We start from the raw sequence: 20388 nt of genomic DNA, 5'->3' as shown, positions 1-20388 counted from the left end.
GATCACCTGTCTGTCGTCGATGTACATGGCTACGTGTGAGGCAGGGCTGTTTCATTCTCGGTGAGCGGTGATGTCCGTGCTGGTCAGCGAGGACCGATCACATCCAGAGGACGGGTGAACTGTCTCGTGCCGGGGCTGGTGAAGGCTCTGGCATGTGCCGGGATCGCCTCCCGCTACTCGGTAGCCGTTAGGCAGGTGGGGCAGCTCGATCACCTCTGACCTACACACTGGCTGCTCTTGGCTCCCGCTCGGGGGAGACTGGTTGCAGGGGTGTTGGTCATGTCTGGCTCGGGTTCGGTGTACAAGCGGTGCGGGTGCCGCGGCACCAAGGGGGCGAAAGCTTGGGAGGGTCGGTGTCCTGGGCTGTCGCGGCGGGGGCACGGGAGCTGGTACTTCTCGGTGGAGTTGGAGCACGCTCCGGGCGGGAGGCACCGGGTGCGTCGGGGTGGGTTCGCCTCCCGGGACGCCGCTCGCGAAGGTCTGTGCCAGGCCCGGGAGTTGGACGGGGCCGGGGTGGATCCGTCGGTGGTGACGGTGGCGGTGTGGTTGGAGCGTTGGCTGGCCACGCGTACCCGGCTGCGTCCCTTGACCCGCGTCAGCTACGCCGAGCACATCCACCGTTACCTCACTCCCCACTTGGGTGATGTGCCGTTGGAGGAGCTGACTCCCTCCCGGGTACGGGAGGCCTTCGAGCACATTTCTCAGCACACGGCGTCCACCGGGGCGCCGTTGTCCGCGGCGACGGTGCAGCGGATCCGTGCCACTCTGCGGGCGGCGTTGAACACCGCTGTGCGTGAGCGGTTGCTGCCCGCCAACCCGGCCCAGGGGCTGCGGTTGGAGAGCGGCCGGAGCGCGCGGCCGGTGGTGTGGACCGACCAGGCGGTGGCCGAATGGGCCCACAGCGGTGTGCGGCCGGCGGTGGCGGTGTGGACGGTGGAGCAGACCCGCGCTTTCCTGGACTTCGTCTCCGATCATCGGCTGTACGCTCTGTTCCACCTGCTGGTGATGACGGGGCTGCGCCGTGGTGAGGTGGTGGCCCTGCGGTGGCCTGACCTCGAACTGGTCCAGGGCACCGTGCGCGTCACCCGCCAGTTCCAGGCCCACCGGGGTGGGTTGGTGGAGTTGGCGCCCAAGAGCGCGGCGAGCCGCCGCATGCTCGTGCTGGACCACACCACCACCGGGATGTTGCGCCGCCACCAGTGGCACCAGCAGAAGGAAGCTGAATCTCATGACCGGGTGTGGGATCCACGCGGGTTCGTGTTCACCGCCGTTCGGGGCGGTCCGCTGGCTCCTCAGCGTCTGTCCCGACTGTTCCGGAAACTGAACACGGAGAGTGGGTTGCCGCCGGTGCGGTTGCACGATCTGCGCCACGGTGCGGCGACGTTGGCGCTGGCGGCGGGGGTGGAGTTGAAAGTGGTGCAGGCGATGCTGGGCCATGCCAGCATCGTGCTCACCGCGGACACCTATTCCAGCGTGTTGCCGCAGGTCGCGCGGGAGGCGGCCGAGCGGACCGCGTGGCTGGTGCTACGTGACTCCGGCAGAACCCACCAGCGAGGACGGGCGCGAAGGGGGAACGCGAGGCCGGTCCCATCTCGGTCCCACCCTGGTCCCATCAGTGCGGCGACTCCTCTGAGATGAGGTTGTGCGCCCCGTCTGACCTGGGGTTTTGTGGCGCACCCGGCAGGATTCGAACCTGCGGCCATCGGATTAGAAGTCCGGCGCTTTCGTGCCTCTACCTGCCACACGATGCCGTTTCGTCCCTATCCATCCGATCATCACCATCGTTTCGTGTCAAGAGGTGTCGTCCGCTGTCGTGCCAGTCCGGAACTGCGGAGCATAATCGGAGCACACACCGGCCCCTGTCGGCGTCCGATGGCACCTCGCGAGGTCCTCGTTCCAGGCTGTCTGGTTCTGGCCGGGTATCGAGGTATCACTGTGTGGAACTGGAGTGGCTCATGCCCCGATATGGAGGTAGGGGGCCCACAACAACGGTGCTGCGATCCGATCCCAGCCAGGCAATGTGTCCTGCAGGTCAGCACCGTCCCGTACTGCTCGCACCGCGGCGTGCAGTGCGTGTGCGGCTCGTGTCGGGTCTATCGTCTGCTCGGCCTCTCCACGCAGATGGGTGTAGAACAGGTCGGCGATAGTCGCACTGACCTGGTCGTTGACCTCCCACAGGGTCCCGACCACGTGTGGGAACCCGGCCAGCTGGATCGCCGAGGCCACATGAACCGCCTCGTCGAACAACTCCACATTGGTGAGGGAAGCGGTCCTGCATGCCGACAGATACGCCAGCTGCGCCCGGTCCAGACGAACCGACCCCAACTCCGCCACGGTCAACGGGTCCTCGGCATGGTCATGCAACAGCAGCCTGCTCTGTGAGGGATCATCAGGGTCGGTGTGCCCGTGACAGGCGAAGTGGACAATCGGAACCCGGGGCAGGAGCTCCAGCACCCTGGCCTTGGTCGGCACGGCCAACGCATCAAAGCTTGTGCTGTCGGACACAGTGCTGGCCTTGGTCAAAACGATGGAGTCGGGCACATGGCCGCTTACCTTTTCCACCTCCACTGTCACAAACGGTAGGGCACCCTGACCGGGGGTGGTGGGCATCGCCACCACCAGTGCCCCTTCCTGGGCGTCTGCTCCGTGCTCGTGGTGGGCGGCCTGTTCGCGGGCATAGCGCAGGGCCCGCACGGTCGGGGTGTAGGAGGAGATGACGCGGTCCATCACCGTGCGCCGTGCCCCGGGCGGATCGTTGTGGTGGCCGGCGGCGTGCAGGGGCAACTGTCCCAGCATGCCTCCAGGGGACCACCACACGCGCGGCCACTCATCTTCTGTTGGTTCGGTGTCAAAGCCCAAGGCGTCCAGGACCGGGCCCGCCGCCACGTCCCATAACCATTCCAGGATTTCTGTTAGCACCTTCTGCGGATCCTCACCCTGTCCCGCATCGGCAGTGGTCCAGATCTGTTCTTGGGCCTGGTAGAAGGCGACGACCTTCTTCACCAGCACCTCCCAGGTCAGGCCGGGCAACTCCAGATGGGTGACACTGGCGGCGGTGAGCAGTAGAGCATCACAACGGTAGGGGTCGGTCGTGAACACCACCACTGGCCCCTCACTGGCCTCTTGGAGTAGCTCCTGCGCGGATGGCGGCAATCCGAAGGTCTCGAAACCGTCCAGCGTCCGGATCTCCTCTAGGACCGCGTCGAACTCACTCGCCAAACGATGCCGATCCTGCACCAGACTGATCTCGCGAGCATGCGCCTTCCTAGCTTCCCCTTCGCCCGGCACCTCAGTGGTCAGGGGTGGGACGTCACCCTCGGCGACGTTGTGTTCAGACGCGGTTGAGATGGGCGGGTCCAGAAGGTCGCGTAGGCGAACGTACCGAGAAGCCAGGCCTGGAGCGTGGTGTTCGAGGCTGGTAAGCGCACCGCGAATGTTCAATGCCTGACTCAGCAACACGCCCCGTCCAGCCTCGACTACGGCCAGCGCGCGCATGGCCCGCTGATGTTCGTCTAGGCCGGGGTGGGACAGCATCGCTGCGGCGGCCTGACTGGCCCATCCGAAAAACTGACCCAACTCGTATTGCTGATCGGCGCGGACCAGCTGGCGCGGAACGACTCGTGGCAGGAGCTCGATCACCTCTTGCCACACCTCAGCCGCGCGCACCGGATCAGTGTCAGATACCAACCCTGCCAATGCATGTCCCGCTCGGATACGCCACCTCGTCGGAGCGGAGTGCACCTGCCACGCGTCGCCGAACGCGGTGATCGCCTCGTCCAGGTCGGTCCCGTCCCTGGTGCGCTCGAACCGAGATGCCAGCGCTGCGCCAAGACTGTCCAGGAGCCCGGCCTGGGAGGGGTGGTCGTTCGGGGTGGCGTGGACTGCTTGGCGGATGACGGTGATCGCCTCGTTCAGGTCGGTCCCATCCCCAGCGTGCCCGAACCGGACTTGTAGTGCGAGACTGAGGTCAGACAACATGATGGTCTGGTCAGGGTGGTTGTTCGGGGTGGCCTGGACCGCCCGGCGGGCGACAGTGATCGCCTCGTCCAGATCTCCTACATCGCCTGTACGCCCGAAGCGGATCCGCAGCGCTGCGCCAAGGTTGGACAGGTACACGGTCTGGTTGGGGTGGTCGTTCGGGGTGGCGTGGACTGCTTGGCGGATGACGGTGATCGCCTCGTCCAGGTCGGTCCTGTCCCCGGTGCACTCGAACCGGGTCCACAGTGCCATGCCGAGGTTGGACAGGTACACGGTCTGGGAGGGGTGGTCGTTCGGGGTGGCATGGATTGCTTGGCGGATGACGGTGATCGCCTCGTTCAGGTCCGCCGTATCGCCTGTACGCCCGAAGCGGGCCTGCAGCGCTACGCCGAGGTTGGACAGACGCGCGGCTTGTTCGGGATGATTGCTCGGGGTGGCCTGGACCGCCTGGCGGCCGACGGTGACCGCCTCGTCCAGATCTCCTACATCGCCTGTACGCCCGAAGCGGATCCGCAGCGCTGCGCCAAGGTTGGACAGGCACCCGGCCTGGGAGGGGTGGTCGTTCGGGGTGGCCTGGACCGCCTGGCGGCCGACGGTGACCGCCTTCTCCAAGTCGGTGCCATCGCCGGTGCGCTCGAAACGAACTTGCAGCGCTGCGCCGAGATGGGACAGATATCCGGCTTGTTCGGGGTGTTTATCCGGTGTGGCGTGCACCATACACTCCCACGCATAGACCGTGGCAGCCAGAAGGTCGGCGTCGGTGGAGAACGACGTCTGCCTCAGCAGATCAGTGGCTACGGGGGCAGCCTCCTCCGCGAGCAACGGCAAAAGAGGTTCGGGGAGCGGCTCCAAGCCGGCCAGAAGACATGGTGCCAAGGCACGGACGGCGCCGTCCAGATCGGTCTGGTTCTGCCATTCAGGCAACGCCAGATACCGGAACCAATGAGACAACCCCACTGCGTGTGAGACCTCGAGGTCGTCGGGGTGCGCATCAAGGTACTCGGCCAGGAGAGCGAACTCTCCCACTGCCTCCCACTCCAGCATGGCGGATGGATCACGGCTGTCAATGACCTGCCGTATCTGCGCATCCACAGCCGACAACCACTGTTCCCGCACCCTTGGCCACCTCGTCCTCGCGTTCTGGTAACAGCAGAAGCCTAGTTCCCGAAGTCGCCGTATAGCAGGGATTCGCGCCGATACGCTCTTGGTGCGCACCTCCCCTCATCCTTCGGACGCCGACTCCTTGGGAGCGGAAAGGAATCGTGTGAACCAGCCTCCGCGAACCGCACTGGACGAAGTCCAGATCATGTTGGCCGTCGTCTGCGAAAGCGCGCCGGACATCCGTGACCGGCTGAGCCACCGCCCCCCGGGCCCTGCGCTGGTCGACCGGGTGCTGGACGCGGCACGCACGGGCCAGGATCCGGCCCCGGCCCTGCGCCTCCTGCACACTGCCCTGACCGCGTCGGGTGTCGTGCACGGCCTGTACTCCTTCAGCTCCGAGCCGGTCCTGCCTCCGGAGCTGCGGGGGTTGAACGCGGCGGGTATCGGTCGGGCCCGGCCGGCCTCGGCCGACTATCGCTGCCCCCGCAAACGGTGCGCGCGGGCCTGGCAGCCGAGCCCTGCTGACGTGGTTCCCACCTGCAACATCGACGGCACACGGCTGACACCCGGCGCGGGAGCCTAGGGGATGGGCGTCCTGCTGACGGTGCTGGGCAAGAAGCTCGCCGAGCAGTGGCTGACCCTGCTCGCCCTGCCCGGGGCCCTCTACGTCGCGGCGGTCGTGGGCGCGCGCACGCTGGGGCGGGACCACACTTGGGACCTGGACCACCTCCTCGATCAGATCACGGTCTGGGCCGAGGACCCGCGGATCGACACCGTGGCCGGGCAGGTGGTGGTGTTCGTCGCGGTGGTGGCTGCCAGCGCCCTGGTCGGGCTCGCCGCCCAAGGGGTCTCAGTCGCTCTGGAGCGGGTGTGGTTCGCGGCCGATTGGGCTTCCTGGCCCCGGTTCCTGCCCCGGTTAGTGGACCCCCTCGTCGGGTGGCGCCAGCAACGGTGGGTCAGGCGCCACAGAGCGGTTGAGCAGGCCCGCTCTCCTGACCACCAGTTCCGATCCGCGGAGGGGCACACTTTTGAGGTCGCCTATGACCGGATGGCTCGGACGGGTGTGGAGTACCCGCAGCGTCCGACCTGGTGCGGGGATCGGTTGAACGCACTCGCGCAGCGGTTGGAGCGCGACCATGACCTGGATGTGGCGGTGGTGTGGCCGCATCTGTGGTTGGTGCTGCCCGATCAGGTGCGTTTGGAGATCACCGAGGCCCGCCAGGGTCTGGGGCGCGCCACGACTCTGGTGGCGTGGGGGGTGCTGTACCTGGGGCTGGTGGTGTGGTGGTTTCCCGCCGTGTTGGTGTTCGCGGTCTTGAACGTGGTGGGGTGGTGGCGGACGCGGGCGGCGACCGAGGTGTACGCGACGTTGGTGGAGGCCGCGGTGCGGTTGCATGTGGGTGATCTGGCTGAGCGGGTCGGTGTGGATTACAGCGGGTTGCTCACGAAACAGGTCGGGCAGGATCTGTCGAACCGGTTGCGCGCCAGCTTTCCTTCGGCACCGGGTCTATGAAGCACGAGAGTTGTTTTGTGCACTCAATCCGGGGAGCGGTCTGTCGCCTGCGGTTGGTGCGGTTGCATGACCTGCGGCACGGGGCGGTGTCGTTGGGGCGGAAGTGGAGCTGAAAGACGCCCAGACGGTGCTGGGACACGCGAGCATCGTGCTGACCGCGGACACCTATGCCAGCGTGCTGCCAGAGGTGGCGCGGTGGGCGGCGGAGTGGACTGCGTGGCTGATGTTCCGGGACGCCAGGAGAACAGGTCGACATACGAGGGGGCGTGGTCGGCGGGGTTTGGTTCTGGTCCCACCTCGGTCCCACCCTGGTCCCATCAGTGCGGCGTCTCCTCGAAGTTAAGGCGTTATGCCCCGTCTGATCTGGGGTTTTGTGGCGCACCCGGCAGGATTCGAACCTGCGACCATCGGATTAGAAGGGCGCTTTCGTGTCTCTACGTGCCACAGGGTGCCGTTTCGTCCCTATCCATCCGATCACCACCATCGTTTCGTGTCAAGAGGTGCCGCCCAGTGTCGCCCCAGACCGGAACTGCGGAGCATAAACGGAGCACACGCGGTCTGTCGGCGGCGTCCGATGGCACCTTGCGAGGATCTTGTGGGAGTGCACTGGTGGCGAGGCTCCGACCTCAACCCCGTATGGGGTCCGCTTGGCGTTTGTTGACCACTGTGTAGCAAGAAACACTGTATGGGCGGCAGGATCGGGGCATGAGACGAATTTGGGCTTGGGTGGCCGCGACCGCTGGAGGAGCCGTCCTGGCTCTGGTAGCCGTTGGTTTGGTGCTGCCTGGTCTGGAAGAGCTTTCGTGGATTGCGGGTAGTGGTTCCTTCGTCCTGACCGCTGTAGCGGTGGTTTTGGCTTGGCCACGCCACGGTCCCCAACCCCCTACCTCGACACCGGTGGCTGCTGGGGTAGACAACCGTCTGGGTGACAACCACAAGGCTGCGGACCAAGTCGGAATTCCTCACGGAGACCTGATCTTGGCCACACCAACAGCGTCCTCGGTCCCTGGGTGGGTGGACACTGCTTTGCTCGTCGATCAGACCGATGCACGTGAGCTCGGTGTTCACGCCGCCCTCCCCGGCACCATCAGCGACGAATTGCCCCCTTACGTGGTTCGCGATGCTGACACCGAACTCGACCGGCGACTCGAAGCGGCCGCTGCGAGTCCGCGCGGTGGCCTGGTGCTGGTGGTCGGGGCTTCCACCGCAGGTAAGACCCGTGCTTTGGCGGCGGCGCTGGTACGCACCATGCCTCAGCGGTTGCTGGTTGCCCCGCCCGAGGGCACCAACCTGCGCCCTCTGCCCGCTTGGCTTAGCGCCCGAGCTGCACAGGCACCTCATGGGTGGGTGGTCTGGTTGGACGACTTGGAACGCCATCTGGGAGCTTCCGGTCTCACCCCTACTTTGCTCTCCCAACTCGGTCAAGCCGATGCGATTGTGGCTGCCACTATTCGCCAGAAGCAATTTCAGCTTTTGCGTCCGACAACTACTGACCACGGTCCTCAGGGCGTGAGTTATGCGGTGCTCAAGTTCCCTGCCGTGACCATTGATCGGTGCTGGAGCCCCGCTGAGCGTGAGCGCGCTATGCGCTCAGAGGATCAGCGTCTGATCGCGGCGGCTGGCGATGGTCGCTTTGGAGTAGCCGAGCAACTGGCTGCTGGCCCGGTGCTCCAGCAGGCTTGGCAGAGCGGACCGGACAACGGTCATATACGCGGGTACGCGATGGTGGCAGCGGCCGTGGACCTGGCCCGGGTCGGGTTGACTGCCCCACTGACCCGCGAACAGATCGCGCAGGCCCACACCGCCTACCTCCCCGGGTCTCCTCCACTCCCGGAGGAAGCCGAGCGTGCCTGGGAATGGGCTACGCAAGTGCGTAGCGGGGTAGCCGGTCTTCTGGTGCCCACCGACCATTACGGTCACCGGTGGAGAGCCTTCGACTACCTCACCACTGAGACCCCCATCCCGGAGAGCACCTGGCGCACGGCCCTGAAACTGGCCACCAACGAAGACTGCTACGGCATTGCCATTACGGCCAAGTCCGAAGGTGAGATCGGCATCGCTGAAGCGGCCTGGCTTCCTCTAATTAAGGCAGGCGACACCTTGGCGATGTTCTTCCTCGGGGATCTACTGCGCGAGGTGGGTCGCGTTGAGGAGGCTGAGCGGTGGTGGCGCCAGGCTGCTGAAGAAGGTGACACCTTCGCGATGTTCTTCCTCGGGGGCTTGCTGGTCAGGGTGGGTCGCGTTGAGGAGGCTGAGCGGTGGTGGCGCCAGGCTGCTGAAGAAGGTGACACCGGTGCGATGTCCAGCCTCGGGGGTGCGCTGGCCGGGGCCGGTCGCGTTGAGGAGGCTGAGGGGTGGTGGCGTCAGGCTGCTGAAGAAGGCGACAGGGCCGCGATGTTCGACTTCGGGGACTGGCTGGCCGGGGTCGGTCGCGTTGAGGAGGCTGAGCGGTGGTGGCGCCAGGCTGCCGAACCAGACGACACCTTAACGATGCACATGCTCGCATATCGTCTGGTTGGGGTGGGTCGCATTGAAGAGGCTGAGCGATGGTATCGGCAGGCTGCTGAAGAAGGTGACACTGACGCGATGTCCAGCCTCGGGGATCTGCTAACCGGGACCGACCGCGTTGAGGAAGCTGAGTGGTGGTGGCGCCAGGCTGCTGAAGAAGGTGACACCGGTGCGATGTCCAGCCTCGGGGGTGCGCTGGCCGGGGCCGGTCGCGTTGAGGAGGCTGAGGGGTGGTGGCGTCAGGCTGCTGAAGAAGGCGACAGGGCCGCGATGTTCGACTTCGGGGACTGGCTGGCCGGGGTCGGTCGCGTTGAGGAGGCTGAGCGGTGGTGGCGCCAGGCTGCCGAACCAGACGACACCTTAACGATGCACATGCTCGCATATCGTCTGGTTGGGGTGGGTCGCATTGAAGAGGCTGAGCGATGGTATCGGCAGGCTGCTGAAGAAGGTGACACTGACGCGATGTCCAGCCTCGGGGATCTGCTAACCGGGGCCGACCGCGTTGAGGAAGCTGAACAATGGTATCGGCAGGCTCACGAAGAGGAGTGACCCCGGTGCACTAGAGGTTTTGTTTCATGATTAATGGAGGCTACGGCGTGTTTCGTGCTGCCTATCACGCGGTGATCATGAGGAAGGCTAGGGAACGGCTCACCCAGCTTTGCCCCACACTTGGATTGTTTCTGGCCCCTTCATGGGGAAACTGGATCCAGGGGTGCTGGTCATACCTGGAGCAGGTTTAGTGTACAAGCGGTGCGGATGCTGCGGGCTGGGTGTCTGGTCCCGGGGTTGGTAAAGGCTGTGGTGCGTGGCGGGAGCGCCTCCCGTCACTTGCCGCAGAACGTTCATGCGACGAATTGGACACGTCGGCCCCGGTCGGTCGGCGGATTCTAGGGGCCTTCCTTGATCTGGCGGGGGCGGGTGTTGGCCCACCCGACCCCGCCAGGTCAAGGGAGAGCGGCCCGTGGCCGGCTGCACTCGTCGTTGTGAAGCAATGACCACTCGTTAGCCGCGGAGCTGGATCGCTGGTGGCCTACAGCTCGACTCTGACCACTGCCCCGTCTTCTTCGTCCCCGACGACAAGATGGGTGATCTCCGCATCGGCCGGAACGCTGTAGGGGTTCGGGACGACCAGCGCGTTGCCCGGGTTCACGTCCTGCCGCGTCCGGATGGCCAGGTTGCTGTCGTACTCGTAGACGGCCCCCTCGGCGTCCGCCAGACGGAACCACCGCCGATCCGCCTCCTGAGGTTCCTGGGAGGTGTTCTCGACCCGCACCGTCACGACCACGTAGGTGCCCGCCGAGGTGATCATGTCGCCGTCGAAGTGCGTGGCGTCCATCTCGACGTCTTCAACAGTGACGCTGAACTGGTTGAACTCGAACGCCTCGTCACGCCCAACCTGCTGCTCTTCCACCTCGGCCTGTGCGGTGGTCGAGGTTTCCTCGGGCATCGGGTACGTGGCCAGCACGAAGATGAACATGGCCAGGGCGCCGAGGACCATGCCTCCACACCCGCAGCCGAACGCCCATCCGGCTGGGAACTTGGAAGCGGGTGGGGTGGGGGATGGGGCCGTCATGGAGTCCTCCGGGAGGGGGTGGTCTGTGCGCAGACCATTATGTCGGTCCAGTTCGGCGACCGGCTGGGAGCGCACCGTTTGGGTCGGTGACCCAACGGGCTTTACGCGGGGCCGGTCGACCCGGGCCCGCCCGTCGAACAGCAGTAGGGCAAAGCCGCCCATGTCGGGTCGCTGGCCTGCTACCGTCCCGACATGAACCAGCCTTCCTCCCTCGTCGTCTGCCAGCAGGGCCACACCGTCGAGTACCCGGCGGCGCTCGACGCCGTCGCCAACGCCGGAACCGACCTGGCGTTCTGTCTCCCCTGCGACTGCCAGCAGGTCCACATGGTCGCCCTGTTCGCGGGTGACAGCCCCCGCGTGGTCGCGTCCGGGGACCTCGACCTGTACGCCCGGTTCGAGGCCATCAAGTGGCCCGAGCGTATCCACGTCGATGAGGCGGGACCGTTCTCTTATCGGGAGCTTGAGCCGCTCGACCTGGCCCAGTTCCTCAAGGAGTAACGCTGTGAACGTCATCGACTGGAGTGACCCCGCGTGGTGGGCAGTCATCGTTGCAGCTGCTTCCTTCCTTGTCGCAGCTGCCGCCTTGGTGGTCGCGATCCTTGCCTGGCGGGAGGCCAGGAAGTCGGCCAAGGCGGACAGCAAGCAGGCCGCGTTTGCGGAGGAGGACCGGCGCGGCAAGCTGGCCGCATGGACCCCTGAACGAATGGACAAGCCGGACTTGGAGGTCTACCGGGACGGTGGTGCGCGTAAGGGGCGCGTGGTGAACACGGGCGGCGAGCTAGCCCTAAACGTCGTGGTCAAGGGTGAGCGGATCGTCCGGCAAGGCAGAGAGGACGAGGTGGCTCCAAGGAGCGGAGTGGAGTTCGAATACGGAGTCTCCTATGAGGGCGACGGGATCCCTCCGCCTGAAGCGTTCTACGTTCAGGTGACGTGGGACAGGCCCGAGACCGCCGGAGGCGGAAAGAAGATGGAGACCGTTCTGTTCGATCCTCGGAAGCTGCCGCGCCTCTGACCATGCCGGTCGGGGGCGCGCCGTGACCTCGGAACCTTACTCGTCGTGGACGACGGTCCAGCGGGTGTCCTGCTGAACCAGACGCTGGGCTCGGAGCCTGCGGACGGCGTCGGTCGGCTCGTACCCCTGACGCGCCATGGCCCGCCGCTGGGCGGTTGTGGATTCCTTCACCAGCTTCTCAACCTCGCTGAACGGGGCGGCCTGAACCTCGATCCAGTAGCCCTCAGAGACGGGGTACGGCGGGTTGGGCACCAGGTTTGGGTTGCCCGGGGTCCGGCAGTGGGCGACGCGGTGCGTGACGTGCCCCGCCGCGTATCCCTCGTGGCTGTGGGTGTGCCACTCGCAGCACCAGCGGCACCACACCTTCAAGCTGACGAGGCCCCCTCGGTGCCCGTGCGTCGGGAATCCCGGCACCGGGCGGGCGGCGTGGTTGGTCAAGACTCCTCCTCAGGGTCGACGGGCGCGGCGTGGTCACTCTAGCCGCGCCGACGACGCGCCGGGTGCCATCCAGGTCACCGACGAGCAGTAGCCGCTACGCGCCCTGCTCGAGCTCGTTGGCCGTGAAGGTAATCCGCTGTGGGGTCTTGATCTCCTTACCACTGCCGAGCGAGACCACCGCGCGGATTTCGACGTCGTTGACCTTCGCTATCTTCCGGGTGGCGCGGAGAGCCGCAACCAGCTCGCTGTCGACCTCGATGGCCCACTTCTCGCTGTCTCCGACGTCCAAGCGGTGAGGCAGCCTTGGGCCGTTGGGTGAGTTCAACTCACCGATCTTGACTCCGCCTGGGAGTTTGAGCTGCCAGGAAGTGACAGTGATAGGTAGCCGCCCCACGTTGCGGACTTCCACGAAGATGGCTCGCCTTGTGAAGCCGTTCGCGGCTCCACTGGGGTCGAGGGGCTTGTTGGGTGGCATGACGATCCACTGAGGCCCGAATTGGTGTAGGGCGCCGTTGAGTAGCTCGACCTTGGCGCGTCCGCCCGACAGCAGCCAAGAGGCGATCTGCCAGCCCAGCGCCGTGGCGGCTACGACGGCTGCGCAAATGGCGACCACGAGGGTGGTGACGTCCAGGGCGGTGGGGGGCTGTGACTCCATGGCGGCACGATACAGCGCGAGGATGCGGGATGAACTGCCCGAGCGCCTCGAACGTGTGGAGATGCGGGCCACCAGCGGTGAATCAGCCATTCGGGTAGAACTCGGACCTGGCTCCAAGATCGTGCTTGTTGAGCCGGATATGACCGCTCGGGGCGTGTTGAACACCATCGAGAAGGTTTGTGAGTCTCGCAGGATTGGTGTGCTGGACTCTGTGAATTGGTCCCCTCTCTCTATCTTGAGCGTTCTTACCTTCAGTGTGCTGGTTGCCACCTCCAGGCTTGACGGAGCAAGTCTGGGACGATCCGTACTTATCGTCGCTGGAGTTGTAGGGTTGATCTTCGCGGCCTCGATAATGGCAGCTATCGGGCTGGCTTTGATTGTGTCCCGCTATTTTCAGAAGAAATTCGTAATTCATTCCCTCGGAGGCGCCATCGTCAATATGTCTAGTACTCCAGTTGTAGTTCCGGTTTGCCATAGTTCCTGGAGCGCCTGTCTGCGATAGTGGCACTCGCGGGCTTTGGCCTGGTGGGAGCTTCTGAACAACGACCAACCCAGTACGTGCTCGCCATCAGGGACCACCACGAACAAGGCGTTGAGCAGGTGCGCGATCTCGTTGCACGTCAACGCGATCAAACCCTCCCCGGGTGGGCACTGGCGGGCTTCGATGGCCGCGCACACCGCGAGGAAGGCGTAGGCGAGCATCGCGAACAGGCTCCACCGGTGCCAGGAGCACCACGTGCGTACCTGGTGCTCGTCCAGCCCGGCCAGGCCCTTGCCCTGCTGGCAGCTCTCCTCGACCGCCCACCGGCGCCCGGCCACGGCCACCAGGCGCTTCAACGGCACCATTTCGGGTGCGTAGCACCGGTAGAAGGCCAGCTCACCCGTAGTGCGATGGCGTCGGATCAGCGCCCACCGGAACCCGCCCGGGGCGGGTTCGGCCTCGATGAGCGCCCAGTCGTAGAAGCGCTGGCCCTTCGCTCCGGGCCCGGCGGATAGGCGTTGCCACGCTGAGTCGGGGGCCAGGATCGCGAGTTCGGCGACGGTGGCCGGGCCGCGGGGCAGCATCAGGCGTTCGGTGCGGGCCACGGCCATGACGTAGCCGAGCCGGTGTTCCTCCAGGGTTCGGCGCAGGTGCGGGTTGCCTCCGTAGACCTCGTCGGCTGCCACCCATGCCGCTGGGGTGTGCGCGGCCAGGGCGGTGGTGATCATCTGCTCGGCGAGTGCGGGTTTGGTGGCGAAGGCGATGTGGTCGGGAACGCCCGCTGTTTGCAGGCGTTGGGGGTCGTTGGTCCAGGAGCGGGGCAGGTAGAGGCGGTGGTCGATCAGAGCGTGCCCGGCCGGGGTGACGTAGGCGAGGTAGACCGCGACCTGGGCGTTCTCGATGCGCCCGGCGGTGCCGGTGTACTGGCGTTGGACCCCGACTGTCTCGGTGCCTTTCTTCAGGTCGCCGGTCTCGTCCAGGATCAGGACCGCGTCCTGTTCTCCCGGGTGGGTACGGGCGTAGGTGCGCAGGTCCTCGACCAATCCCACTTCGTTGATGCGGGCGCGCGAGAGCAGGTGCTGGAAGCGGTGGGGGTTGGGGTGGCCGGCGTGTTCGGCCAGGGTCCAGCAGTTCTTGCGTGCCAGTGGGGCGAGCAGGCCGCGCAGGAGGTCGTGGGCGGTGTGTTGGGTTTCGGGTCGGACCAGGCGGTCGGAGATCGTGTGGATGAGGTCGTTCAGCCGGTGTGGCCAGCGCCTGGCCGCTACGCTGATGTCAGCGGCCACCGCCGGGTTCTTCTTTGTCTTCACAACCATTGATGATCACGCGGTGGCCGTCCGTGTGTCCGGCGTTTCCTCAGATCAAGGGCTTGCCTCGCTGCCATCTCCGGCAAGTGGTCCCAGTTCAGGGCAAACCGGATCTACAACTGGAGTACTAGAGCAGGGCCAGGGGTGTTCTGGGCCACTCACATGGACTGACTTCGTATAGGAAGTGCTGCAATTGAGCGATCCAATTGATGCTGGCCGTGACGTAGGGGACATTAGCCTGACTGCATCGCTGCGCCAGGGGCGACTCAAAGTTGACACCTACGTTGACGAGTCCCTCGCTGCTTTCCAGGACTGGTCCGAAGAGACAGCCACGGAGATGCTCTGTAACGGCGCCGCGCCCCGGGTGCTGACAGTCAAGCCCTCCCGTCGCCAGGAGGGTTTCATGGGTGCTGACTGGTTGTGGTGGTGGCTGGACCCGGATGGCGTGTGCTTCGGGATGCTGTCACAGGCCAAGCGGCTTCACGGCACCCCGGGGGCTCGAGAGATCGACTTCCTGTACAGGAATAAGAACGGTAGGCAGATCGACCTACTTATGCACACCGCAAGGGACTTTGGGGTCCCTGCCGTTTACACGCTCTACTACGGTCTGCCTGACCAGCGCGCCGACCTGAGATGCCGGGAGCACTCGCTGGCCTGTGAACGTTGCCGACAGGCCAGCGTATCCGTGCTCACTGCGCTGGAAGCTGATGAGATCGCTCTTCAACCTAGGCACGCGGCGGCCCAGGCGTTCGTTCAATGCACTCCGTTAGAACAACTACCGTTCCACGACAACAGATCCCGGGCTCTGTACGGATACCTTCTCGCAGACGGCAGCCTCTCACCGGCCTTAAAGCAATTTCTCCAGCAACCGCAGCGCGGGGCTCGTGCTGCCGCGCGAGTGCTGCTAGACCGGGTGGCGTTCGAACGACAGTTGCAGTTCTCAGGGGTGTCCTCGGACACCGTGGACGTGGGTAGTGAGCCACTCTTCGATACCCTCCCGCTGGACCGCGGACACTTCCGCGAGCCCTACTTCCAACACATTCTGAGAGGTCTGCGCGCCGCTCCCCCTGCGTACGTCATGGATGCGCTTGTTAGCGGATCATTGCCCTCATGGGTCAGACAGTCGGTTGCTGGCGTAGTGATCGCGCGTACCTGACCTGTCTCGTGTCGGGAGGATGGAGGGTCTTGTGTGTGCCGGGATTGCCTCCCGTCACTCTCTGGGGAGGTTGTTTTCGCTTGATGCTTCTGCACCGCACTGCGGTGGTGACTCGTGAGGTCGGCCAGCGGGCGAGGTCCGGCTCGCCGGACTCACGTCGGCTGTGAGGAGTCCCGGCCGCCGCGTTCGTACTTCTGGACCGCTCGCCGGAGGCTCTGCCGGTACTGATCCGGATGGTGTTGTTCCCGAGAGTGTTCGAGCGCTGCTTCCAGTTCCGCGGTGGTGGCCTGTCGTTTCACACCGAGGACCTGGTCGATGATCTCCTGTACTCTTCGGGCGTCTTCCAGGTTGAGTAACTCGGTGCTGTTGTTGCGTTCGTGATTGCATCCCAGGTGGGTGATCCGGACGTTGTCGCGGGTCTGGGTTCCTCCGAGGGAGACGGCTCGGATGTGGTCGACGCTCGGGGAACGCGGGTCACGAACCTTGTAGGACGGATCGACAGGGTCGTGGCAGAGCCCGCAGACCCACCCGTCCCGGTCACCGATCTCCCGGGTGGTGAACCTCTCGACGGGCCCGTTGGCACGTGTACGCTCACGCCGGATCCAGGCCTGCCGCCTTCGCTTCTCGGCTGGGCTGAGGTCGGCAAGGAGCTCGCGTAGGAACTTCGGCTGTTCGGCGTTCGCGCGCTCCTGCGCGCCGCACACGGTGCACGGCCGTCGGCCGAACCCTTCCGCGTCGGCCACGGTGATCCGCACGATGCGGCGTCGACCTTTTGCTTGTGCCTCGTTGGTGGCGTGGCTTGCGCGGAACGCCGCGCACTCCTCACTGGTGTGGTAGCAGTCATCGGTGTCGGTGGTGATGACGATGTGGGTCACGGACGTTCTCCCCGAGGGAATGGAGCGGTCGGAGTGCTCGAAGGTCACTGCTCGCCTCGGATGCTGATCTCGCCGGCCATCCAGCGTACGAATCGGTCGGCGTGGACGAGGTAGGTGGTTTTCGTCGACGGGGCCAGGTCGCTGGTGTTGACGATCTCGGCATAGCGTTCGTAGGCGGATCGAAGGTCGTTGATGGTCCAGGGCTCTTCGGGGGAACGGCTCATCGGGGGAGCTTTCGTGTCGAGAGCTTCGTCGAACTAGGAGGGTGAGATCAAGGTAGAGCGTTGGGGAGGGGCGGGGAATGGTTCCGGCCCACACCAGAGCCTCCATCACACCCGGCACGCAACAAGGGAACGTGGTACGGCCCGGAACCCCTGGCGGGTTCCGGGCCGTCGCACGTGAGTTGGTCAGCCGGGTGGGGCCTGAGGCCTGTCCGCTTCGACCAGGTTGACGTTTTGGTCCAGCGCGCTACCTACGGGCGTCCTTGTCTTCTTCCGGCTCCTGTGGGGGCCGGTGCCCCTCCACGACTTCCCAGTGGCCGGGGTTGAGGACCTGGGCGACCACGCTCCGGCACGGGACGGCGCACCCGCCGAGTCTGCACCCCCGGCGCCGTGAGCAGGGCAAGCTGCTCGATACCCGCGACGCGGGTGGAATCGCGATTGGCCGCCGCCTTCTGAGGGGGTGGCGCCTGTTCCGGGGCGTCAGCCGGCCTGAACCTGCACCGCGGTCCGGACCAGCTGACGGTGCGCGCGGCAGCGCATTGGTCCAGTCTAGGGCCGTGGAGTCCGGCCAGGCGGTGCCGGTGAGCCCTGCGGGCATCGTGCGGGCCGCGGCCTCGGCCGCTGTCGGGGATTGAGTTGCCGGACTGCGGTTTGGGTGGGGGCTCGGTCCTGCTCAGTCAGGCGACACACTCACGTGCGCGGGGTGGGTTATTGACGCTGTCGCCGTTGATGCGCGGTGATCTGGCGCTCCTGCTGAGCGTCCTCGACGAGTTTGGGGAGGGTGTCGCGCACCACGGTGACGCCGTCGTCGGCCAGGCGGTCGTCGGTGAACTTGAACCGTTTGGGCTTATAGGGGCCCTCACGGGTGGCCTTCCCAGCCAGGTCGGCGAAAGCCAGGCTCAGCGTCGGCGCCTGGTCGAACGGCGTGGGGTCGGCGGACTCCTCCCCGAGTGCGGGAGCGTCGGTGACGTCCTCCAGCAGCCCCAAGCGCACCAGCACTCGGCAGGAGTCCTGATAGGCGTCCTTTTTCAAGCCGAAGTACGTCTCTCGGGTTTGGCCGTAGAGGAAGACGCCCCGCTGATCGTGGCTGGTGGGCATCCACCATTTGAGGAAGCGCAGCGCCAACCAGGTGGCGATCTCCGACGGGGTCAGGGCGTTAATCCACCCCGAGGTGAAGAATTCCCGGGGGATGCCGATGCCGCGCGAGGGCACGGTGTACCGGCGGGCCGACTGGTAGGGGCCGCTCCCCAACTCGCTCATGAGCGTGAAGCCCAGGTAGTCGTAGCGACCTCCCGGGCGTGTGGGGATCTCGATCAGGCCGCGCTCACGCAGGGAGCTCAACGCCTTGGTGATCTGGCGTTTGTACGCCGTGATGAAGTCGCGTTCGATGCGCGTAGGGGGCTCATAGGTGCCGGTACCCCGGTGGTAGGCCACGTCCAGGGCGATCAGGTCGACCCATCCGGGGCCGGTTGCGTCCCCGCCTTGGGTGAAAGGCAAGTCCGGCCGGTCAGGCCTGCCGGTAGCGGGCAGCGACTGGGCGGCGAACAGCGCGAGCAGATAGAAGCGCAGAGCGATGCCGCGTGAGCGGATGAGGCCGGGCAGCAGAGGAGACACCAAGTCCTCGTCCTTGCTCGGACGCCAGCTGCACACGAACTGTGGACGGACCTTGATGGAGTCGGGCCGGCCTGAGGACTTGGTCGACCACAAGTCGGTCAGGGCATCGGCTGCGCTCGTGTGGCGTTTCTTGCGGATCACCTCGTCCAGCCGACGTTTCCGAGTCTGCCAGGCCTCCTGCTGCTGCGTCGGCTCAGAAAGCCCTTTGGATGAGTAGTTCATAGTGTCGTTTCAATCCTCTTAGGAGTGTGTTTCATCGTTACTGTTCCCAACCTCTAAGGTGGATTGAAACGTCATCCATTCCTCGGCGGAGGCTACCACGGGTGCGGGATCATGGGAACCAGTCGGGCGAAAAATGTCGCTCACCCTGCATCCCTGGGAAAGCCGGTCCGGCTCCCCGGGGGGATCCCTGAGGAGGGAATATGTTCAAGAAGACCGCGAAGGACGCGCCTGCCACCACCTCCGAGCCTGCGCGGCTCCCGCACCGCTGGGCCATCATCCTGATCGGCTCTGGCGGATTCGTCGGCGCTGCGCTGCTGCTGGGGGCCGCCCCCTACATCGCCCTGGGGGTGGGAGTGACGGCCCTGGTGGGGCTTCACCAGATCCTGGATTGATCACTGGGCACGGACGCCTCCGGGCTTCCGTGCGGGGCCATCATCGCGAGGTGGCACCGCACGGATGCCCGGCATCGTGCACCGTGCGTCCCGCAGCCCTTGACCGCAAGCTCGGCGCCGACTCGGGCAGGGCACCGGCCTCAGGGCTGCCTACGACTCCTGGGATCCTTCGTCGCTACTCGGCGGTGAGTGCCCGGGACGCCGCTGCGGCACCACGACCGGCTACGACTTCGGCTGTGCCCGGCCGCGGTGCCGACAGGCCAAGGGCCGGGCCAGTGGATGCGCGCCACCGCTCACCCTGACACCATGCGCCTGCCTTTTCGGGGCACACACCGGGATCCTCACGTCCCGCGATGCTCAGACGACGTCGACCCGGCGGCGGGGAAGCGACCAGGGTTCGTGTCCGTCGCGGTGGCAGGTGAGGGTGACGAACACGGGTGCGCCATCGTAGGTGTGCCGCCACCATTCGGGGTCGGACCAGGGCGGGGCGGTGGTGCGTTCCAGGGCCAGGGGCCGCCTGGCACCAATGCCCACATCGGTCAGAGTAAGGGTGCGACGGTCGTCGCCGGGCCCAGTCGGGGTGAGCCGGTAGGGCCCCCAGATCTGCGCGTCCAACTCCTCCTGCGTGTAGGAGCCGACGGTGACCGGTGTGCGTGGTTGGTCGTGCTCATCGTCCACACGGACCCGGAGGGTGTCCACACCTCCCAGGGTGTCGGGGCCGATCAGGGTCAGGAGCAGCTCAGCGCGGTCCCCGTGCAGCTGCCGCGCCCGTAGCTCGATCCGCGGGGCCAGGTCCTCATGGCGCCGGGCGGCATCGTTGGCGGCCATGGCGGCGGCGCTGCGGGCCGAGCGCCGGGCGGAACACGCGGCGGCCACAGCGGCGACGGTGGTCACCGCGGCGACAGCCACAGCGGACAAGGGGATGACCAGAGTAGTGAGTGTGTCCACGAACCTGAGCGTAGACTAGGAGGCACCCATGAAGTGCGAAGAGGTTTGAGGCCGGGCATCCGCTGGAGCGGCACACCAGCGACCGGGAAACCTGTCTCGTGCCGGGTGTGATGGAGACTCTGGTGTGTACCGGGATCGCCTCCCGTCATACACGAGTCAGCCCAAGGGATTAGGACTTGGACCCACGGATTAAAAGTCCGCGTGCGAGTGGATGGAATAACCCGTTATGTGGGATTTCGTTCCGGCTCATCCGGGCGTTAGTGTCCCGCTGCGTGCCACCGGAGACCACCCCGTGTCGCCCCGTCGCGGAACAGCCGATCAATCACCGAGCATTTCCTATGGCCAGCGAGGCACGGATCAAATTCGTTGGCATCTCGATCTGGCCTCACGGCAGGCA

The 20388-nt window shown here is 65.7% G+C and carries 16 protein-coding genes and 1 pseudogene; 8 read left to right on the top strand and 9 right to left on the bottom strand.

Translation table 11 applies throughout. The features are described 5' to 3' along the window. The first annotated feature begins 513 nt into the window (after positions 1–513). The gene (locus A6A08_RS07210) at positions 514–1638 is read left to right on the top strand and encodes a tyrosine-type recombinase/integrase (RefSeq protein WP_242422162.1); all 1125 of its coding nucleotides are present in this window, start codon (positions 514–516) and stop codon (positions 1636–1638) included. 315 nt (positions 1639–1953) lie between these two features. Here the strand turns inward: A6A08_RS07210 and A6A08_RS07200 are convergent, their stop codons facing one another. After that, on the bottom strand, positions 1954–5094 hold the full coding sequence (locus A6A08_RS07200; protein WP_073701747.1) for a CHAT domain-containing tetratricopeptide repeat protein: 3141 nt from the start codon (positions 5092–5094) through the stop codon (positions 1954–1956). Positions 5095–5242: 148 nt separating this feature from the next. Here A6A08_RS07200 and A6A08_RS07195 point away from each other — a divergent pair, with 148 nt between their 5' ends. The 3 genes from A6A08_RS07195 to A6A08_RS07185 all read left to right on the top strand — a co-directional run bounded on the left by A6A08_RS07195 (position 5243) and on the right by A6A08_RS07185 (position 9649). Continuing rightward, positions 5243–5662, top strand: a complete 420-nt coding sequence (locus A6A08_RS07195; RefSeq protein WP_242422161.1) for a hypothetical protein — start codon at positions 5243–5245, stop codon at positions 5660–5662. 3 nt (positions 5663–5665) lie between these two features. Further along, positions 5666–6592 carry a hypothetical protein gene (locus tag A6A08_RS07190; RefSeq protein WP_073701746.1) on the top strand — a complete coding sequence of 309 codons (927 nt, stop codon included), beginning with the start codon at positions 5666–5668 and terminating at the stop codon, positions 6590–6592. Between the two features lie 1026 nt (positions 6593–7618). Next, a complete protein-coding gene (locus A6A08_RS07185) occupies positions 7619–9649 on the top strand; it encodes a tetratricopeptide repeat protein (RefSeq protein ID WP_242422160.1) in 2031 nt (676 codons plus the stop codon). Between the two features lie 481 nt (positions 9650–10130). Here A6A08_RS07185 and A6A08_RS27455 read toward each other — a convergent pair whose 3' ends face one another. Continuing rightward, on the bottom strand, positions 10131–10598 hold the full coding sequence (locus A6A08_RS27455; protein WP_073701744.1) for a DUF4352 domain-containing protein: 468 nt from the start codon (positions 10596–10598) through the stop codon (positions 10131–10133). A 267-nt stretch (positions 10599–10865) separates the two neighbouring features. Here A6A08_RS27455 and A6A08_RS27450 point away from each other — a divergent pair, with 267 nt between their 5' ends. Beyond that, positions 10866–11171 carry a hypothetical protein gene (locus A6A08_RS27450; RefSeq protein ID WP_073701743.1) on the top strand — a complete coding sequence of 102 codons (306 nt, stop codon included), beginning with the start codon at positions 10866–10868 and terminating at the stop codon, positions 11169–11171. A gap of 4 nt (positions 11172–11175) precedes the next feature. Beyond that, a complete protein-coding gene (locus A6A08_RS07170) occupies positions 11176–11685 on the top strand; it encodes a hypothetical protein (protein WP_073701742.1) in 510 nt (169 codons plus the stop codon). 36 nt (positions 11686–11721) lie between these two features. Here the strand turns inward: A6A08_RS07170 and A6A08_RS07165 are convergent, their stop codons facing one another. From A6A08_RS07165 to A6A08_RS07155, 3 genes and pseudogenes are all read right to left on the bottom strand, one after another. Further along, positions 11722–12123, bottom strand: a complete 402-nt coding sequence (locus A6A08_RS07165) for a hypothetical protein (protein WP_073701741.1) — start codon at positions 12121–12123, stop codon at positions 11722–11724. Positions 12124–12217: 94 nt separating this feature from the next. Next, positions 12218–12778 (bottom strand): hypothetical protein, encoded by a 561-nt coding sequence (locus A6A08_RS07160; protein ID WP_073701740.1) that lies wholly within the window; start codon positions 12776–12778, stop codon positions 12218–12220. 477 nt (positions 12779–13255) lie between these two features. Next, positions 13256–14485 (bottom strand): annotated as a pseudogene (locus A6A08_RS07155) (IS701 family transposase); the annotation flags it as partial. 271 nt (positions 14486–14756) lie between these two features. On the opposite strand from A6A08_RS07155, the gene A6A08_RS07150 reads away from it, so the two are divergent. Beyond that, positions 14757–15719, top strand: a complete 963-nt coding sequence (locus tag A6A08_RS07150; RefSeq protein ID WP_073701739.1) for a hypothetical protein — start codon at positions 14757–14759, stop codon at positions 15717–15719. Positions 15720–15871: 152 nt separating this feature from the next. Here A6A08_RS07150 and A6A08_RS27445 read toward each other — a convergent pair whose 3' ends face one another. The 3 genes from A6A08_RS27445 to A6A08_RS07135 all read right to left on the bottom strand — a co-directional run bounded on the left by A6A08_RS27445 (position 15872) and on the right by A6A08_RS07135 (position 18651). Beyond that, positions 15872–16594: an HNH endonuclease gene (locus A6A08_RS27445; RefSeq protein ID WP_199866862.1), complete on the bottom strand. Its 723-nt coding sequence runs from the start codon at positions 16592–16594 to the stop codon at positions 15872–15874. Positions 16595–16638: 44 nt separating this feature from the next. Further along, positions 16639–16818 (bottom strand): hypothetical protein, encoded by a 180-nt coding sequence (locus tag A6A08_RS28155; RefSeq protein WP_073701738.1) that lies wholly within the window; start codon positions 16816–16818, stop codon positions 16639–16641. 705 nt (positions 16819–17523) lie between these two features. Continuing rightward, positions 17524–18651 carry a hypothetical protein gene (locus A6A08_RS07135; RefSeq protein ID WP_073701737.1) on the bottom strand — a complete coding sequence of 376 codons (1128 nt, stop codon included), beginning with the start codon at positions 18649–18651 and terminating at the stop codon, positions 17524–17526. Positions 18652–18851: 200 nt separating this feature from the next. On the opposite strand from A6A08_RS07135, the gene A6A08_RS07130 reads away from it, so the two are divergent. After that, positions 18852–19043, top strand: coding sequence for a hypothetical protein (locus tag A6A08_RS07130; protein WP_073701736.1), 192 nt, complete (start codon positions 18852–18854; stop codon positions 19041–19043). A gap of 357 nt (positions 19044–19400) precedes the next feature. Here the strand turns inward: A6A08_RS07130 and A6A08_RS07125 are convergent, their stop codons facing one another. Further along, complete coding sequence (locus A6A08_RS07125; RefSeq protein WP_143181695.1) at positions 19401–19961, bottom strand: hypothetical protein; 561 nt, start codon at positions 19959–19961, stop codon at positions 19401–19403. Between the last annotated feature and the right edge of the window lie 427 nt (positions 19962–20388).

It is taken from the genome of Nocardiopsis sp. TSRI0078, from assembly GCF_001905145.1.
GTDB lineage: Bacteria > Actinomycetota > Actinomycetes > Streptosporangiales > Streptosporangiaceae > Nocardiopsis.
This window is presented reverse-complemented; position numbering and strand designations above follow the sequence as displayed.

Excerpts from the sequence above, each read along its gene's own strand:
- A6A08_RS07130 (WP_073701736.1), top strand. The coding sequence starts at position 18,852 with ATGTTCAAGAAGACCGCGAAGGACGCGCCTGCCACCACCTCCGAGCCT.
- A6A08_RS28155 (WP_073701738.1), bottom strand. The coding sequence starts at position 16,818 with ATGAGCCGTTCCCCCGAAGAGCCCTGGACCATCAACGACCTTCGATCC.
- A6A08_RS07135 (WP_073701737.1), bottom strand. The coding sequence starts at position 18,651 with ATGAACTACTCATCCAAAGGGCTTTCTGAGCCGACGCAGCAGCAGGAG.
- A6A08_RS27455 (WP_073701744.1), bottom strand. The coding sequence starts at position 10,598 with ATGGTCCTCGGCGCCCTGGCCATGTTCATCTTCGTGCTGGCCACGTAC.
- A6A08_RS07160 (WP_073701740.1), bottom strand. The coding sequence starts at position 12,778 with ATGGAGTCACAGCCCCCCACCGCCCTGGACGTCACCACCCTCGTGGTC.
- A6A08_RS27450 (WP_073701743.1), top strand. The coding sequence starts at position 10,866 with ATGAACCAGCCTTCCTCCCTCGTCGTCTGCCAGCAGGGCCACACCGTC.
- A6A08_RS07190 (WP_073701746.1), top strand. The coding sequence starts at position 5,666 with ATGGGCGTCCTGCTGACGGTGCTGGGCAAGAAGCTCGCCGAGCAGTGG.